Here is a 17,640-nt window from a genome sequence, read left to right on the forward strand (position 1 = left end):
TAAACCTATGCAGAAAAAACAAGCAACCTGTAAAATACCTGGTTACGATAAAATTCGGCAAAAGCATCAAGAATTACTTGAAACTCCAAATATGCCGGTAGATGATTCAAATGGAGTATTTATTAGATATCAAAACCCTGTCTTAACAGGAGCCCATGCTCCTCTGGAATGGCGGTACGACTTTAATGCGGCTACCAATCCTTTTGGATTGGAGCGAATAGGGATAAATTCAACCTTTAATCCAGGTGCGATAAAATGGGGCGGAAAATATCTTTTAGCTGTTAGAGTAGAAGGTAATGATCGCAAGTCTTTCTTTGCTATTGCCGAAAGTCCTAATGGAATAGATCATTTCAAGTTTTGGAAAAAGCCTATTGAATTGCCACAGACTGAAATTCCCGATACCAATGTGTATGATATGCGCTTAACCAAACACGAAGATGGTTGGGTTTACGGTGTTTTTTGTACAGAAAGAAAGGATACCAATGCACCTCAAGATACTACTGCTGCGGTTGCAAATGCCGGAATAGTTCGGACAAAAGACCTAATTCATTGGGAAAGGTTACCAGATCTTATTTCTAGCTCTGGACAGCAACGTAATGTTGTGCTACATCCTGAGTTTGTTAACGGAAAATATGCAATCTATACCCGTCCGCAAGATGGTTTTATTGAAGTGGGAAAAGGAGGTGGAATTGGACTAGGTTATATCCGCGATATTACCAATCCGGTTTTAGAAGATGAGAAGATCATTAACCAAAAAGCTTATCATACGGTTTATGAAATGAAAAATGGTTTAGGTCCGGCACCAATTAAAACTGAAAAAGGCTGGCTGCATTTAGCCCATGGTGTAAGAAATACTGCGGGAGGATTACGCTATACACTATATCTTTTTATGACTGATCTTCAGGATATTGATAAGGTGATTTACCAACCTGCAGGTTATTTTATGGCGCCGAATTATAAAGAAACAGTGGGGGACGTCCCCAACGTTCTTTTTGGTAACGGCTGGATTACTGACGATGATGGGAAAGTATTTATTTATTATGCTTCTTCAGATACCAGGTCTCATGTAGCCGTTTCATCTGTAGAGATATTGTTGGATTATGTGATGAATACTAGGCAGGATAAATATACTTCATTAGAATCTGTTAAAGCAATTCTTCAGCAGGTGGAAAGTAATAAGACAATTACAGAAGGATAATAGAATGCAGGTAGAAGCGGAAAAGTTTCAACATCAGCTAAAAGCTGAACTTCAAAATATTCTATCTTATTGGAGGGAGTATAGTGTAGATAAAATGCATGGCGGGTTTGTGGGAAAAAGGGACCACTTCAATAATTTGATTGAAAAGTCAAATAAAGGTGTCATTCTAAATACCCGATTATTATGGAGCTTTTCTGCAGCTTGTAATTTTAATAATGATCCTGAATTGAAAGTTCTGGCTGATCGTGCATACAATTACCTGGAAGCAAATTTTTATGATCCTTCTAATAAGGGGTTTTTCTGGGAAATAGATTATTTAGGAAATACCGTAAATACTCGAAAACAAATCTATGCTCAGGCTTTTAGTATTTATTCTTATGCTGAATACTATAAGTTATCAGGAGAGGAAAATGCCAAAGAAAAGGCATTGCAAACTTTTGGGTTGGTTGAAAAACACGCGCGGGATTTAGTTGATAACGGATATCTGGAAGCTTTTCAGGCGGATTGGAAACCTATAGAGGATATGCGACTTAGTGCGAAGGATCAAAACGCTCCAAAAACAATGAATACCCACTTGCATATTTTGGAAGCTTATACCGCCTTATTGCAAATTACAGGTGATATCAGAGTTAAAGAAGCTTTAGAGAATTTGATAAACCTATTTTTATCAATTTTCTTAAATAATAAGACCGGCCATTTCGGATTGTTTTTCAATGAAAAATGGGCATTGCAAAATGCGGTAATTTCTTACGGTCACGATATTGAAGCTGCCTGGTTACTAATTGATGCTGCCAAAACAAGTGGTAATTCATTGTTGATCACTGAAACTACTGAGGCTGCAATTCTTGTAGCAGATACTTTTCTGAAAGAAGCTTATGTAAAAAACAAGGGTATTATTAATGAAAAAAATGAAGAAACCGGGGAAACCGACTTAGACAGGCACTGGTGGCCACAAGTTGAAGCTATGTTGGGTTTACAATATGCTTTTAATATTTCGGGAGATAAAAAATACCAAGCTGCGATATTGGATATCTGGGATTTTACCCAAAACAATTTAATAGACAGGCAAAATGGCGAATGGTTTTTTAGAATAGACCAGGCCAATAAACCTTATATACAAGAAGATAAACTAAGCATGTGGAAAGCACCTTACCATAATTCCAGGGCGCTAATGATGCTTTTAAAAGAAAAAAGATGAAAAAACTTAGCTATTTTTTATTGGTATTTGTGCTTTTAACAGCCTGTAGTAAGGATGATGAGATAATTAACGAACCAGACGAGGAACAGGGAAACCCTGAAGAAGAAATTCCGGAAGAACCTGAAGAAGAAACTCCAGAAACTTATGCTTTTGCGCCGGAAGAAACACTAAGCTATATGGTAGATGCATCGGCTACTGCTGAAACGGTTGCTTTATTTTATAACCTAAAATCGGTTTCAGATAATCATTTTATAGTAGGCCAGCAGGATGCATTCAGCTCGTTCTTTGATGGAAATGATGGTTTTTCTGATATGAAAAAAACTACACTAAGCGATCCTGGCTTGTTGGGGTCAGACTTTATGTTTATAACCGATGATCAAAACGATGGTACTGCACAGAACTGGTTTTATCAGCAGGAGCAACAAATTATAAATAATGCTTTACGCGCTTATAATAGCGGAATGATTAATGCTTTTACCTGGCATCTTCGGGAACCTTATGAGGGAGAGACCTTTTATTCCGATGAAATGACCGAATTTCAAAGGCAAAATGCTTTTAAAAGTATTCTTCCCGGTGGTGCGAATCACGACTACTATAAACAAAAACTGGACAAGGTTGCTGAAGTTTCTCTAAATATGATAGGAGAAGACGGTACGCTTTCTCCCATTATTTTCCGACCATTTCACGAGTTTGAAAAAGACTTTTTCTGGTGGGGGGCTGCTTACAGTACCCCTGAAGAATTTAAAACTGTATGGCGTTTTACGGTAGATTATTTAAAGAATGAAAAAAATGTTCATAATCTACTTTATGCATTTTCTCCCGATAATTCTTACTTAACCAAATCTGCTTACCTGGAGAGATACCCCGGCGATGAATATGTAGATATTTTGGGAATGGATAATTATGGCGATCTTATTGCCCAGGATGGTTCTGGTTTAAATGCTGCCAACCAAAAATTACAAGTAGTTTCAGATCTTGCCAAAGAGAGGGTAAAAGTAGCTGCCCTTACAGAAACGGGCTATTTTGTAACTCCTTCCCAAACCAGCCTTGCCGAGAAGTTTTATTCTGAAAACCTTTATGGGGTACTTACGAATAATGATGTGAATATTGGTTTTATGATGTTTTGGCAGAACTACGAAGATTCTTATACCGTACCACTCCCGGGAATGGATGGCGAAGAAGATTTTGTAGACTTTGTAGCAAAGGATGAACCATTATTATTGAATGATATGCACGATTTCTACAGTCTTCCAAACTAATTTTGTGTTGTAAAACTTGAAGCTGGCAAGCCTGCTACGTTAAAAATATTGGAGCTTGCTGTATTCTGCCAGGAGTACCTTACAAAAACAGGGTTCTTAACTGCTTTGGCTTTTAAATGAATTATATTGTTTTTAATTTCCATTCTAGCAGGATAGAATTTTTTATCAGATCCGGCAATCTCAAACTGAGATTCGGGATTTTCCCGACCAATTTTTAAACCTTCTGAATACTTAAAATGTACTTTCACTATTTTTCCTTCAGTAGTTATATAATCAAACTGAGGGGCGTGGGCTTTAATCTTTTTTCCGTAAACTTCAGCTAAAGCCAGGTTGGCAAATCTTATTCCAGGTGTGAGTTTATCTTGAGGATGGATGTCGTGAATATTTCCTACATCACTGGTCATCACCATTCCTGTTTTTGATAATTTTAAAACCTTTCGTTGCGCGTCTCTTACCTTTACCCCCGCAAACCCCTCTCCATAATCATATGGAGCAATTTGAGCATAGTAGAAAGGAAGATCTTCTTCCCATTTGCTTCTCCAGCTTTTAATCAAACTGGTAAAAATCTCTTCGTAATAATCAGCATTTATGGTATTAGATTCTCCCTGGTACCAAAGTATTCCCTTAATTTTCATTGAACTTATGGGGTAAATCATAGCGTTGTATAAAAGAGCAGGTTTTATTGGTCCCCATTCATTTTCCTCTAGCATTTTAGCAGCTTTCTTTAAAGTATCATTCTTATTAAATAACACTTCAGGCATCCATACTTCGGCCGGTGTACCTCCCCAACTGGCATTTATAATTCCAATTGGTACATTTAAATCTTCCTGTAATTTTTTAGCAAAAAAATAGCCTATTGCGCTAAAATACTTCATCGTTTCCGGTGAACTTTCTACCCAATTCCCTTCTAAATCTATTTGTGGTGAATCGGCTGTTCTGTGGTCAACGCTAAAAAACCGAATATTTTTGTTTGTCGAATTCCTAATAGCAGCTTCGGCATTGTTTATCCCTGCTGAAGCACTCCATTCCATATTAGACTGCCCCGAAATTAGCCACAGCTCACCTAGTAAAAGGTTTTTTAGGTTTACCTGGTTGTAGCCGGTAATAGTTAATTGGTGGGGTCCTTTTTTTGCGTTCGTTTGTATCTCTATGCTCCACATAGCATTTTTATCGGCTTTGGTGGTGTATATTTTATCACTCCAGGTAGAACTTATTTCTATTTCTTCCCCTGGTTTAGCCCAACCCCAAATGTTGACGTTGGCTTCACGTTGCAATACCATATTATCTCCAAAAACACCTGGCAGACTGACATTTGCAAAAGCTGGCGTTTGAGATAGGAAGCAAAGGCTAAAAAGGATTAATAATTTCTGCATTCGTTATGATTTTAAAAGATTTCTAAAAAAGGGAATGAGTTGTTTTGCCATTGCTTCATGGTTTTCTATATCAGGGTGCCCTGTACAACCTCCTGGAGATATATTTTTAAACTGAAAAATTGTGATTTCCTTTTCTAAGAATTCATTTTTGATCTCCTTAAAAACATCAGAAAGGATAGATTTCTGTTCGGCGTTAAGCATGGGACTATCAAGTAAAGCAATTTTTACATTTGGGTATTTTGAAAAAAGCATTTCAACAAAGTCAATATAAGCAGTCGTAAATTTCTCCCGGTTAAATTCTGTACGCTTTTTCTCCCCATCTCCTAACGAAAAATCATTAGTACCGAGGGCAATACTAATTATATCAGGAGCATTTTCAAAATTTCCTTTTTCCTTCGAGTCAGAATTTAAATAGAGATTCTCATAGACATCAGGCATTACTGGCTGGTCTTCATCATTCCAGTTTCGGTACATTCCCATTCCTGAAACACAATTCAGTTTAAAATCAGTATCTAGTGCCCGCGCAATTCTGGGGCCATAAGCCATATAAGCGTTATGCTGATCGTACCACTCTCCATTACCACAAGGAATCTCTAGAGTATCTGCACCCATTCCACACGTAATAGAATTTCCAATAAATTCAATTTCCGGCCTTTTGGGAAGATCTAATTTATCGATTTCAAACGCTTCAATTTTTTTGACAATAACTGCGCCGGTAGAGGCTTCAGTAGCTTTAAATATGGAAATGTCGTGAAAACCTGTCCTATCGTTTAAAGGGAACTTTAAGGGAAGGCTTTTTTTTACCTTAAAACGTCCTTTATAAGTATCACTAATTTCAAGATTAATATAAGCGTGATCTGTTTCGGGTAATTCAAAATCAACAATTAAAGTATCAGTTTTTGCTTTAAAATGAATAGCTGAAGCAGAATTAATCAAAATTAGGCTGGAGTCCTTTTTTTCGGAAGTTCTGCCTGATGTGGAAACTAGCTCCGTGGAAACACTATAGGAATTCCGGGATTTATCTTTTGATATATTACAACTTGAAATACAAACAATTAAAATAAGGAAAAGTAGAAATCTATTCATAGAGGTTTTTAACGCTAATTTAAAGCTTTTAACCAACAGTTATTTGTATGATTTTTTCAACAATTAATATCATTTTTACATTTATTAATGTTGAGAAAATAAGCGGCTTCAGAATTCAATTTGCTTCATAATTTACAGCTTTGATAAAAGCAAATATTGAAAAGTAATTCCAAGTAGTTATTGAATTTATAGTTTAATTAGAAATTCTATATAATTACTGCAACAATAATTCACTGGCTTCATCCAGTATGGCAGTATCGAGCTCTTTTAGATAAGCTTTGGTGGTTTTTATATCCTGGTGACCGAGGGATTCACTTATGATATCTGTTCCCGCACCTTTTTGTTTTAAACAATTGGCGAAGCTATGTCTGGCAACATAACTCGTAATGGGTTTATCAATTTCTGCGAGACTTGCTAATTCTTTTAGATCTTTATTAAACTTGCTCAGGGTTTTTCTTTTCCTGTCGTTTAATTGTGTGGGGGTGAGGTTGTCCCTAAAAAGTATTGGAAAAATGTACGGTCTTTTATTTTTACGGTAATAGTCAAGTATTTCTTTTACCGGTGGCATAATTTTGATAATGAAGTTTCCCTTGGTTTTTGCTCTTGTATAATGAATTCTGTCACCGGAAACATTACTCCATTTGAGCCTCATCATATCGGCGAAATTCATTCCCCTGGTATAAAAGCTAAAAATAAAAAAGTTTCTACTGTTGATTAGATGAGGCTTATCACTTAAATCTAAATTTTGTAGGTTATGGACCTCTTCAATGTTAAGGGCTTTTTTAATTGCTTTACCTTTTAGTTTGGATATATTATAGTGTTTAAAAGGGTAAAGTTTTTCATCTATTATTCCCCTTTTTATTGCCACATTGAAAATAGCCCGTATAGCTCGCATTTTCACGCCAATACCTCCACCGGTTCCGCCTTTATTGCGAAGGTGTACTTCATATTTATCTAAAAAGGTAGGGGTCACTTCGTAAAAATGTAAAGACTTTTGTTTTGTGAATTTCTGCATTGAATTCTTAGTATGGTGATAAATGGCTGCATTGCTCATTCTCCCTGCCGCTTTAAATTCATCAATTTGCTCTTGCCAAAATGCGAATATATTTGAAGCTTCAGGATTTGATTGCGTTCTAAATTTCCTTTCAAAATCATTCAAAGAATAGAAGTCCTGGTTCATTTCCAATTCACTAATTACTTCTAAAGCACGATCTTCAAATTTTCCTATTAATCGATTTGACTTAAGTTGCTGAGTAAACTTCTTATTAAAGCGTCCCAACTTAGAATCCCATTCATTTAAATTAGCTTCGAATGGAGTTCCGAAAAATTTAGATTTACGATCTTTGGTTACCCTTAATAAGACTGGGTATTTTCCGTTTCTTAGTGAAGTTTTACGAAGGATGGTTTTAATTGAAGCCATAGCTTTATCTTTTAAATTTCCATCGATTTTATGTACAACATATGTACAACAAATTGACAAATAAAGGTAATTTAAAGAAACTAAAATAAAAATAAATATTCATAAAACATTGATAATCAGGTAAATGAAAGTAAATGAAAATTACAAGTATGCTAATTTAGACTTCTCATAATCAAGGGGTCCCTGGTTCGAGCCCAGGTGGGACCACCTTTAATGCTTGTAAAGCCCTATAAACACTATGTTTGTAGGGCTTTTTTTATTTTAGGGGGTGAATATTCATAGAATTCTGGACTTTTATTGTTAAAATTATAGCAGTTATGGTCCATTTCTAAAATTTGATATATTCTATGTTATATTTGAAATTCTAAACAAAAAATAAATTTATATGGATGCTGCAAGAATAGGATTAGAACAAGATAATGGCGAGATGCTAGGATATAATATTAATTCTGAAATTCAGAATGGACTTTACCTAACTACGGAAACGGATTTAATTAATGAAAATATTGATAATTTTAATATTGACATTAAGGTTATTCCAAATCAAGTAGCTACAAAGATTTCTAAACGAGATAAAGTAGCTATAATTACTTTTGTAGTAGATGAAAGCAGAAAGTATCAATATTTAGTTGGTGCAGATTTGGACATTGAAAAAATGGAAAAAATGAATTCTAACAAGATACCAGAACAAATTAAAAATCTTATCAAGGAGGCATATTCTTTAACCCAAAAATAATAAACTTTCAGATCTTATATAATTCTTTACAGAAATTTACTTTAGTTCAGAAATTTTAATAAACCCTACAGGCAGTACGTTTGTAGGGTTTTTTTATTTCTAGAGTCATAAGATTTAATTTAAATTTCATACATTCATTTTATAGGTACTTACTTTATTGAAATTCTCAAACAAATAATTGTAGAAAATTCATCTAATTATGATTCGTATATGGAAAAATTAAATTTCGCCTCCTTTGCCGAACTTTTAAAAAATCCAGATAAATCAGATCATTCTAACTTAATATTTGAATTTGATCACAGTTCTGAAATATCATTTGCAGAAATATCTACAGAAAATACGTTTAAAAATTGTTCGTTCACAGGACAGGGTTTTGATATAATTGGAAAAAATCAAAATGAAAATAAAAGGACACTTCAATTTCTGAAATGTGAAATTCTTATAAAGGAAATTACTATTTCAGAAGGTATTTTTCAAGATTTTATTATTTCTGATTCCAATTTCACAGGATCTTTAACCTTTGATTGGTGTTATTTTGCCAATTGTAAATTTCAAGAAGTTCAAGAGGGGGTAAAATCTATCAAAATAAAAAATTCCGATTTTCAAAACATAAAAATTAAGAACTTAGTTGCAGAAAAGCTTTTTGTTATTGCTAGCACTATTCGCAGTAGTGGAGAAGTCAAAAATTGTAAGATTCAAGATGTGGATTTTAGTGGTTCTAGTCTTTCTTCTTTTTATTTTAGAAATAATGAGGTGTTTGGTTATGCTAATTTCGAACTTATAACTGGAAAATCTACCTCTCTAGAAATAAGTAATAGTCTTTTTCATAAACAGGTAAATTTCGAAACTCAACCTATTAAAATTATCTATCTCAATCAAACACATTTTTTTGATATTGTTTCATTTCAAAATGCTGTCTTAAAACGAATTTGGATTAATAAGGTATTGTTCGAAAAAGCAGTGTTTTTTGAAGGTATTGAATTAACTGATATAATGAATTGTAATATCAAGAGTATTAGAACAATTAAGCAACAACTCGTACTAACTAATAATAACCTTGATTATTTGAGATTTAGAAAAATTGAAAAAGAACTTTATAGGTTACAAACAAGAGAGCTACTATTTAATAAGGATTACCATTTTCATTATGAGAAGTATAGGGATACACGTTGCTTTTCTAGAGAAGGAGAACATTACTCTTATTATATTGAAAAAAATGATGTGCCTAAAATAAATAGATTTGAACTTTTGGGCGATTATATAACTTTATCAATGCATAAAACTATATCGAATTATAGTACGGATTGGAAAAGAGCAATAGGGGTTACTATATTATGTGGGTTTATATTGTACACCGTATTTTATTATACCGTAAATTACTCTAATGATATTTTAATAGATATAGATACAGTTAATGATTTTTTTAATGGATTGCCCAGATTTTTCCTCGTAACCGACTTCAAAAACCCACTGGAGAAAAACGAATATTATATTAATGCTATATCTTGGATTCCTCTTTTAATAGGTAAAATTTTTATAGCATTTGGAATATATGAAACAATTCAGTCCTTCAGAAAATTCAAAGGATAGGTCTTAGATAGTTTTGCTAATGCTATCCGCCCTTACAAAGTACTAAAGTATTTATTTAGATCAATCATTTTAATCTGTAGAAAAGGCTGATCTATATGATCTTTAACTTCAAATTCTTTTATAACCGCATTTAAACGCACAAAGTTGTCTGTAAACTCTGTGGTAGTGTAAAAGTCTGTGTAGAGTTCTGAAACACGCTTAGAACAGTTCCAAACCTGACATTTAAACTTAGCGTTGTTCTTAGTCACGTACTTTGTAACATAAGAAGCAATAGACCTGATATTATTAGAATTTAATTGCTTTACGTCAAATGCTGATGAAGGCTTGTAATTTTTATTTCGAGGTGTAATGCCGTTTTTTAACTGTAAGTCTATCCAGTAATTCCACCACTTTTCAATTTTCCAGTATCCTTATAGAAAAACTGTAACTAAGTATTTTCTTATAAAAATAATGTTATCTGACTATCGGGTATATTCCAAATCCTAATTATTGTCTGCTTAAAATAAATAGGTAAATCTAATTATTGAAAAATTAAATTATTAAATTGTGCCGCGACCATGACCCTAAACTTTACGCGATGTCCCCTACACAGTACCCTTGTATTCTAGCTATAGACGATACTCCTATTAACCTTTTATTGATTCAAAAACTTATTGAAAAAATATATCCTTCGGCCATAGTATTAAATTCCAAAAATGGGGATGATGCTGTTCTTAAGTTTAAGGAAAATAAGGTAGATCTCATATTTTTAGATATTCAACTACCAACTATAGATGGCTTTGAAACTGCGCGCCAAATTAGAGCCTTTGAAGTGGATGGTAATCGTACACCAATTATAGGGCTAAGTGGCTATGAAAAGGAACAATTTATTACAAATGGTGGCAGTAAAAATATGGACGATTTCCTTAGAAAACCTATAAAAATGGAATCTTTAGAAAGAATCGTAAATAAATTTCTAGCTGGAGATATAAAACAATCTTGCTAATCGCAATTTGTGATTACTGCTATTATTTAACTATGAAATGAAAAAACCTGAAAAAACCAAGAATGAGGGCGATAGATTAAAGGAACTCGAAGCGTATGATATATTAAACGCAGAGCAGGAAGGTGATTTTGATTTTCTTACCAAAATGGCTGCTCAAATTTGTAATACCGAAATTTCTTTAATTAGTTTAGTTACAGAAGATAGACAATTATTTCTCTCTCACCATGGTTTAGAACACAAGGAAACCTGTAAAGAATATTCCTTTTGCGCTTATGCCCTTCATCAACCCGATAAATTATTTATAATAGAAAATGCTTTGGAAGATGAGCGTTTTCAGGATAATCCACTGGTAATACAAGAACCTTTCATACATTTTTATGCAGGCATACCCCTGGTTAATGAAAATGGATATGCGTTAGGCACCTTATGTGTTATAGATTCTGAGCCTAAAACATTAGATCTTGAGCAAAAAAAAATGCTAAAGAACCTCGCTAATCAGGTAATGAAACTTTTGGAGTTAAGAAAAAAACAAATTGAAACCAGCAACATAAATCAAGAGCTTAGAAAAAATTTAGATTTATTGGAAGAAACTCAGCAAGCTAATAAAATTGGGGGTTGGGAGCTAGATATAGCAACGGGAAAAACAATTTGGACAGAATTTGTTTATCATATTCACGAGGTGCCTTTAGATTTTAAATTCGATAAAAAAAGTGCAATAGAATTTTATCATCCTAACGATAGGGAGAAAATTAGTAAAGCGGTAGAAAATACCATAGCAACTGGTAATCGCTTTGATGTAACCTGCAGGTTAATTACAGCAAAAAATAATGAGATTTGGGTAAGAAGTACCGGCCGTAAAGTAGGAGGTAAATTGATTGGGAGCTTCCAGGATATTACTGAGTTCAAGAAAAATGAATTAAAATTTGAGGGTATATTTAATTCTACTTTTAGCTTTATAGGGTTCTTAGATCTTGATGGGACCCTACTGGATGCAAATGAGACCGCTTTAAAAGTTGCTGATCTTCAACCAGAAGATGTAATTGGTAAACCTTTCTGGGATTGTTATTGGTGGCAGATATCAAAAGAAACCCAGGAAGAATTAAAAAGAAATTTTTACAAGGCTGTAAAGGGTGAAATAGTTTCTTATGAAGTGAAAGTATGGACTGCAAACAAAATTTCTACTACTATACTTTTTAGCCTCAAACCTATATTTGATGAACACAATAACGTGGTCTATATATTACCAGAGGGAAGTCCTGTTCAGGAAATTGTAGATGTTAGGCAAAGGTTTAAATCTGTTATAGAAGGTACCAATGTGGGCACCTGGGAATGGAATGTTCAAACGGGAGGGACTATTTTTAATGAAAGATGGGCAGAAATTTTAGGCTATACTCTAGAAGAACTCCAACCGGTAAGTATAGAAACCTGGACTAGCCTGGCGCATCCAGATGATCTTATAGAATCTAATCGTTTGTTAAATGAATGCTTTCAAAAGAGAACCGAGTTTTACGAGTTTGAAAGCAGAATGAAACATAAAGATGGCGATTGGGTTTGGATCATGGATCGAGGAAAGGTATTTGAATGGACCGAAGATGGTAAGCCATTGAAAATGTATGGGACTCACCAGGATATAAATCAGCGTAAGAAATACGAAGAAGAATTACGAGTAAGCGAAGAAGCTTTTAGAGGAAATTTTGAAAATGCTGCCATAGGTATGGCTTTGCTTAATGAAGAAGGAAAATGGCTGAAAGTAAATGAAAAAGTCTGTGAAATTTTAGGTTATACAGAAGAAGAATTGATGCAACTTACCTTTCAGGATATTACCCATCCCGAAGATCTAAACAAAGATTTAAATTTACTTACAGAAGTAATTGAAGGTAAAAGACCTAATTATAATATGGAGAAAAGATATTTTCATAAAAATGGAAATATTATTCATATAATTTTAGCTGTTTCAGTAGTAAGAAATCATCGTGGAGCTATTCTTTATTTTGTATCCCAAATAATTGACATTACTGCAGCAAAGAAACATACCGAAAAATTAAAGTATCAGCAGAACTTACTAAATGCTTTATACGAATTATCACCTATCGGTATTGCTCTTAATGATTATGAAACCGGCCAGTTTAAGGATGTAAATGATAAGTTGGTTGAGCCTTCCGGCTATTCTAGAGAAGAATTTATGAATTTAAGCTATTGGGATTTAACTCCAATAGAATACGAGCGGGAAGAGAAAAAGGTACTAAATCAATTAGAGAAGACCGGAGTTTATGGTCCATTCCAAAAAGAATATAAACGAAAAGATGGGTCAAGATATCCGGTACTTTTGCGCGGTGTAATGGTAGAGGATCTCAATAGAAATAAATTTATTTGGTCTTTTATTCAAGATATAAGTAAGGAAAAAGAAGCAGAAAATAAACTACAGGCGGCCCTATCTAACCTTCAGGCTATTTTAGATGCAAGTACGCAAGTGGTTATAATTGCAACTAATAAAGAGGGGGTGATTACCCATTTTAATTCAGGAGCAGAAACTGCATTGGGATATAGCCAGGAAGAAGTGCTTGGGAGATTAACTCCTCTAGCTATACACGAAAAGAAGGAAATTAGGGCTGAAGCAAAAAAAATAGCTAAAAAGGGTCAAAAATTTTCAGATTTTGAAGTGCTTACTTTTGAGGCGCAAAAAGAAGAGCCCGGTGCAAAAGAATGGACCTATATAAGAAAAGATGGTAGTAAGTTTACGGTATTGCTATCTGTAACTGCTATTAAAAAAGATGATGAGATTACCGGTTATCTGGGAGTGGCGGTAGATATTTCAGAATTAAAAAGAGTTGAAAACGAAATTAAATCTTTACTGGATATCACCCAGGATCAAAATAACCGCCTGAAGAATTTTGCCCATATCGTTTCTCATAATTTAAGGTCTCATAGTTCTGGTATTATTGGTCTTTTGGATGTTTTAGAGACTGATCATCCAGAGTTGGAGAGCAATGAACTTTTTAAAATGGTTAGCCGTGGTGCCGAAAATTTACAGCAAACAGTAGAAGATCTAAGTGATGTAATATCGGTTAGTTTTAATAAAGCCAATCTACATGCTGTTAGTTTGTACGAGGTGATAGAGAAAAATATAGATAGCTTATCTAACCAGATAAGAAACGCAAATATAAAGATTGAGAACCAGGTTGATATAAATACAAAAATTCAGGGGGTTCCTGCTTATATAGAAAGTATAGTCTTAAACTTTATCACCAATGCTATTAAATATAGATCACTTGAAAGAGATAGTTACTTGAAGATTTATAGTAAAGTAAAGAAAGATAAAACTATTCTGTTTTTTGAAGATAATGGTTTGGGAATGGATTTAAAGAGGCACGGAGACCGCTTGTTCCAAATGTATAAGACTTTTCATACCCATAAAGACTCCAGGGGCTTAGGCTTATTTATTACTAAAAATCAAATAGAAAGTATGAACGGGAAGATTCAGGTGGAGAGCATGGAAAACGTGGGGACAACCTTTAAAATTATTTTACCTAATGAAAAAAATTAATCTTGCTTGCATCATAGAGGATGATCCCGTGCATCAAATGCTTACTCAAAAATACGTTAAACTTACTGGCCTTGTTGATAATCTAATGGTTTGTAAAAACGGAAAAGAGGCCTATAACTTACTTAGTTCTCTTATAACCACAGGAGAACCGGTGCCCGAGGTAATTCTGTTAGATTTGAATATGCCTGTGTGGGATGGATGGCAGTTTCTTGAAGAATTTCTTAAAATTCCCATTGAACAAAAGATCACCATATTTATTTTAACCAGTTCTATAAATGAAGATGATTTTATAAAAGCCGAAATGTTTAATTTGAGTAGTAATTACTTAATAAAACCTATAAAAGTAGATAAACTAAAAACTGTGCTAAGTGAAATATAGAGATTAAACCTTTTAGCACAATATTTAAGAATAGTAATAGTACTGTTTTAAAGCTAATTACCAGATAACAGATGATTTTAGAGATATTTTCATCCAAATTTATTTTTATAGTACCAGATAAACGCACAAAGTTGTCTGGTAAACTCTGTAAACTCACTTCCGTAGTAATTTAAAGTCTGTGTTACGTTCTGAACACTCTTAACAGAAGACCATTTATTCCCAATGGTGTCTTGTTTAGAATCATTCTTATTTAATTGTTAAATACTATAGAAATAGTTAAATATGAACTATTTTTATGTTTAACAAAAGCAATTAAAATCTAAACAAAATGAAAAATTTTTGTTTCTTCATATTATTCAGTTGCTGCTATTTCTCTCAAGCCATTGCTCAGGATCCTGACGAAGATCAACTTGGTGCCTGGTATATGTATTTTTGGAACACAAATTTTGGAGAATCTAATTGGGGCCTACAAGGTGATTATCAATATCGCGATTGGCGCGGGTTGGGCGACCGGGAACAATTATTACTTAGAACAGGTGTTACATTTACTCCTAAAGAATCTGGTGTTAAATTTACGCTGGGTTATGCAAATATTACCACAGGGCAGTATGGAACCAATATTGATTCCCCCGTTTCAGAAAACAGGATCTACCAGGAAGCATTGTTTGGACAAACAGTATGGAAAAGACTACTACTTACCCATAGATTAAGATATGAACAAAGATGGGTAGAAGCCCAGGATTTTAGAACACGATATCGTTACAATCTTTTTGTATACATTCCATTTACCGGAACTACGCTAGAAAAAGGTACTCCTTACTTTGCCTTTTATAACGAGGTATTTATAAATGGAGAACGAAATATTGGAGACGGGCGTGAGGTACAATTTTTTGACCGAAACAGGACCTATTTAGGTCTTGGGTATGCCTTAAATAATAAATTGAGAATGCAGGTGGGATGGATGGAGCAAACCACGGTAAATTGGCAGAAGGGACAATTACAGATAAGTCTGCATCAAACCTTTTAGTATTAACTTTAAATAGTCATAAAATGAAAAAACTAAGGTTACCATTATTGATGTTACTGGCAGCATTTGTTTTTACTTCCTGCCAGGATGAAAAAAAGACTGAAACTGCCCAGGAACAAAACCAGGATGAAAGGGTAGAAGAAGGAGTGGTGGAGAGTATTCTTACCGCTGAAGAGCAGGCCGATATGACGCCGCAAGAAATTATAGGAAGACTTAAAAAAGGGAACGAGAATTTTGTAAATAATAACCTTACCCAACGTGATCATTCGGCACAACGTAGAAAAGCAATGATTGGTCAGTATCCAAAAGCGATAGTACTTTCTTGTGTAGACAGCCGTGTACCGGTAGAAGATGTTTTCGACCTGGGAATTGGTGATATTTTTGTAGCCAGGGTAGCCGGGAATATCGAAAACGAAGATATTGTTGGCTCTATGGAATTTGCCACTGCAGTGGCAGGTTCAAAAGTAGTGATCGTAATGGGCCATACGGCCTGTGGTGCAGTAAAATCTGCCATAGACCAGGTAGATGCAAAATCGATGAACATGAATTCCCTGGCCGATCTGTTAGACGAAATTCAACCTGCCGTGGAAGAAACCGAGCTTGATGGAGAGCGTAATGCTAAAAATACAGAATTCACCAATAAGGTGATCAAAACAAATGCGATGCGTACTGTAGAGAATATTCGTGAAGCCTCTCCTACCCTTGCTAAAATGGAAAATGAAGGTAAGATCATGATCGTTTCGGCAGTTTATGATATGGAAAGCGGGGTTGTAGATTTTCACAACAACTAATCTTTTCTAAAAATAGAAATATTTTAAAACGCTTTATATGAAATAACAGAAGAGAATTCTCTTCTGTTATTTTTTTGAATACTTATAAAATATATCGATTTCAATTGGTAATCAATTCTTCATAAGAACTCTCGTAAAACTATATTTCAATGTTATTTTCCTGAAATAAGGTAGGAGACAACTGCCTTTGCTTTCTGCGGGTAAGATATTTTCTTAAGACTCCTCCCGAGACTTTGTTCACATCAAATTCAATAACAAAGGCGTCTTTATCTACCTTTTTTAATACCCGGTAAACCTTTTTTGTATCGATCCTGTTCACCACCGTATGTATAATCTCAAGATTTTGCTTTTCTCCCTGGCTTCCATAACCCTTAGTACCCTGATAGATGGTCATTCCCTGCCCGATATCTTTTAGTAGTGTCTTTTGCATTTCCCCCGATTTGGAGGTCACTATCATAAGGCCCACATAATCCTCAAAGCCCTCCAGTATAAGATCGATAGTTTTTGCCGTAATAATATAAGTGAGTACAGAATACATTGCCACTTCTAGCGAGAATAAAAAGCCGGCTAAAAGGAAAAGCACCACGTTAAACCAAAAAATTATTAGGCCAATGGAAATTCCTGTTCGTTCGTTGACGAATATTCCAAGAATTTCCGACCCGTCCAGCACCGATCCATTTTTAATAGCGATCCCAATTCCTGCGCCTAAGAATAGCCCGCCAAAAATGGAGATAAGCAGTTTATCGTCTGTGATGGGCTGAAAATTTTCAAAATGAATTACGAGAGATAATATCAAGACAGATATTAGCGACCTTATCACTATTCTTTTAGAAACCGTGAACCAGCCAATTACAAAAAATGGAATACTAATAACCGGAAGAATTATGGAGATTTCGAACCCGGTAATTTTATTCAATAAGATCGAGATTCCGGTTACTCCGCCATCTAGAAAACCATTTGGAAGGAGAAAGGCTTTAAGGCCTATACTTGCTAGCACTATAGCAATGGCGAGTTGAAAAAATTCCCAGAAAATTATTGGTTTTATTTTCATAGA

General features: G+C 34.4%; 14 protein-coding genes. 10 read left to right on the forward strand and 4 right to left on the reverse strand.

What is annotated here, in order from left to right; all coding sequences use genetic code 11:
- The first annotated feature begins 7 nt into the window (after positions 1–7).
- From APB85_RS05650 to APB85_RS05660, 3 genes are read left to right on the forward strand one after another with little or no spacing between them, the layout of a single operon-like run.
- Positions 8–1,198, forward strand: coding sequence for a glycoside hydrolase family 130 protein (locus APB85_RS05650; RefSeq protein WP_057482714.1), 1,191 nt, complete (start codon positions 8–10; stop codon positions 1,196–1,198).
- A gap of 4 nt (positions 1,199–1,202) precedes the next feature.
- Positions 1,203–2,396, forward strand: a complete 1,194-nt coding sequence (locus APB85_RS05655; protein WP_057482367.1) for an AGE family epimerase/isomerase — start codon at positions 1,203–1,205, stop codon at positions 2,394–2,396.
- Positions 2,393–3,655 carry a glycoside hydrolase family 26 protein gene (locus tag APB85_RS05660; RefSeq protein WP_057482368.1) on the forward strand — a complete coding sequence of 421 codons (1,263 nt, stop codon included), beginning with the start codon at positions 2,393–2,395 and terminating at the stop codon, positions 3,653–3,655. Before APB85_RS05655 ends, APB85_RS05660 begins: the two co-directional genes overlap by 4 nt.
- Here APB85_RS05660 and APB85_RS05665 read toward each other — a convergent pair.
- The 3 genes from APB85_RS05665 to APB85_RS05675 all read right to left on the reverse strand — a co-directional run bounded on the left by APB85_RS05665 (position 3,652) and on the right by APB85_RS05675 (position 7,534).
- Positions 3,652–5,028, reverse strand: coding sequence for a sialate O-acetylesterase (locus APB85_RS05665; RefSeq protein WP_057482369.1), 1,377 nt, complete (start codon positions 5,026–5,028; stop codon positions 3,652–3,654). The genes APB85_RS05660 and APB85_RS05665 overlap by 4 nt on opposite strands.
- A 3-nt stretch (positions 5,029–5,031) precedes the next feature.
- The gene (locus APB85_RS05670) at positions 5,032–6,114 is read right to left on the reverse strand and encodes an SGNH/GDSL hydrolase family protein (protein WP_057482370.1); all 1,083 of its coding nucleotides are present in this window, start codon (positions 6,112–6,114) and stop codon (positions 5,032–5,034) included.
- A gap of 214 nt (positions 6,115–6,328) precedes the next feature.
- Positions 6,329–7,534, reverse strand: a complete 1,206-nt coding sequence (locus APB85_RS05675) for a site-specific integrase (protein ID WP_057482371.1) — start codon at positions 7,532–7,534, stop codon at positions 6,329–6,331.
- Positions 7,535–7,919: 385 nt separating this feature from the next.
- Between APB85_RS05675 and APB85_RS05680 the strand changes: the two genes are divergently transcribed.
- The 7 genes from APB85_RS05680 to APB85_RS05710 all read left to right on the forward strand — a co-directional run bounded on the left by APB85_RS05680 (position 7,920) and on the right by APB85_RS05710 (position 16,586).
- A complete protein-coding gene (locus APB85_RS05680; protein WP_057482372.1) occupies positions 7,920–8,270 on the forward strand; it encodes a hypothetical protein in 351 nt (116 codons plus the stop codon).
- A 210-nt stretch (positions 8,271–8,480) separates the two neighbouring features.
- Positions 8,481–9,860: a hypothetical protein gene (locus tag APB85_RS05685; RefSeq protein ID WP_057482373.1), complete on the forward strand. Its 1,380-nt coding sequence runs from the start codon at positions 8,481–8,483 to the stop codon at positions 9,858–9,860.
- Positions 9,861–10,437: 577 nt separating this feature from the next.
- Positions 10,438–10,845: a response regulator gene (locus APB85_RS05690; RefSeq protein ID WP_057482374.1), complete on the forward strand. Its 408-nt coding sequence runs from the start codon at positions 10,438–10,440 to the stop codon at positions 10,843–10,845.
- A 37-nt stretch (positions 10,846–10,882) separates the two neighbouring features.
- Positions 10,883–14,389: a PAS domain S-box protein gene (locus APB85_RS05695; RefSeq protein ID WP_057482375.1), complete on the forward strand. Its 3,507-nt coding sequence runs from the start codon at positions 10,883–10,885 to the stop codon at positions 14,387–14,389.
- On the forward strand, positions 14,376–14,768 hold the full coding sequence (locus tag APB85_RS05700; protein WP_057482376.1) for a response regulator: 393 nt from the start codon (positions 14,376–14,378) through the stop codon (positions 14,766–14,768). The genes APB85_RS05695 and APB85_RS05700 overlap by 14 nt, the downstream gene beginning before the upstream one ends.
- A 328-nt stretch (positions 14,769–15,096) precedes the next feature.
- The gene (locus APB85_RS05705; protein WP_057482377.1) at positions 15,097–15,795 is read left to right on the forward strand and encodes a DUF2490 domain-containing protein; all 699 of its coding nucleotides are present in this window, start codon (positions 15,097–15,099) and stop codon (positions 15,793–15,795) included.
- A 23-nt stretch (positions 15,796–15,818) separates the two neighbouring features.
- Positions 15,819–16,586, forward strand: a complete 768-nt coding sequence (locus APB85_RS05710; RefSeq protein ID WP_057482378.1) for a carbonic anhydrase family protein — start codon at positions 15,819–15,821, stop codon at positions 16,584–16,586.
- 139 nt (positions 16,587–16,725) lie between these two features.
- Here the strand turns inward: APB85_RS05710 and APB85_RS05715 are convergent, their stop codons facing one another.
- Positions 16,726–17,637, reverse strand: coding sequence for a YitT family protein (locus APB85_RS05715; RefSeq protein WP_057482379.1), 912 nt, complete (start codon positions 17,635–17,637; stop codon positions 16,726–16,728).
- Between the last annotated feature and the right edge of the window lie 3 nt (positions 17,638–17,640).

The sequence above is a fragment of the Salegentibacter mishustinae genome, assembly GCF_002900095.1.
Taxonomy (GTDB): Bacteria; Bacteroidota; Bacteroidia; order Flavobacteriales; family Flavobacteriaceae; genus Salegentibacter; species Salegentibacter mishustinae.